Source organism: Lactobacillus selangorensis, from assembly GCF_001437205.1.
GTDB lineage: Bacteria > Bacillota > Bacilli > Lactobacillales > Lactobacillaceae > Paralactobacillus > Paralactobacillus selangorensis.
This window is the reverse complement of sequence record NZ_JQAZ01000023.1, coordinates 1-385: the sequence shown is the minus strand read 5'-3', so window position 1 is coordinate 385 and position 385 is coordinate 1. Positions and strand designations below refer to the sequence as shown.

Annotated in this window: 1 protein-coding gene; it reads left to right on the top strand. The window is 57.4% G+C overall.

From position 1 onward, the window contains the following. On the top strand, window positions 1–385 hold a 385-nt coding region (locus IV40_RS10460; RefSeq protein WP_275453018.1), incomplete at both ends, for a group II intron maturase-specific domain-containing protein.

Below are 385 nucleotides of genomic sequence, written 5' to 3'. Positions count from 1 at the left end.
GGCTTGACGATGCACCCCGAGAAATCGAAGGTCGTGTACTGCAAGGACAGTAACCGTCGCGCAGGTTATCCGCATGTGAGCTTTACCTTCCTCGGCTTCACCTTTAGGCCGAGGAAGGCGCTCAGCAAACAAGACCAGCTCTTCACGAGCTTCCTTCCGGGAGCGAGTGCGGATGCCTTAAAGCGGATGCGGCAAGCGGTACGCAGGTGGCGACTCAATCGCCAAACCCACGTGACGCTGGTCGACGTGGCTCGGCTCTACAATCCAGTGATACAGGGGTGGTCGCAATACTATGGCTCGTTCTATCGGACAGCCATGCTTGGCATCTTCCAGCACATTGACCGCGCGCTTGAACGCTGGGCCCGACGAAAATACAAGGCTCTTC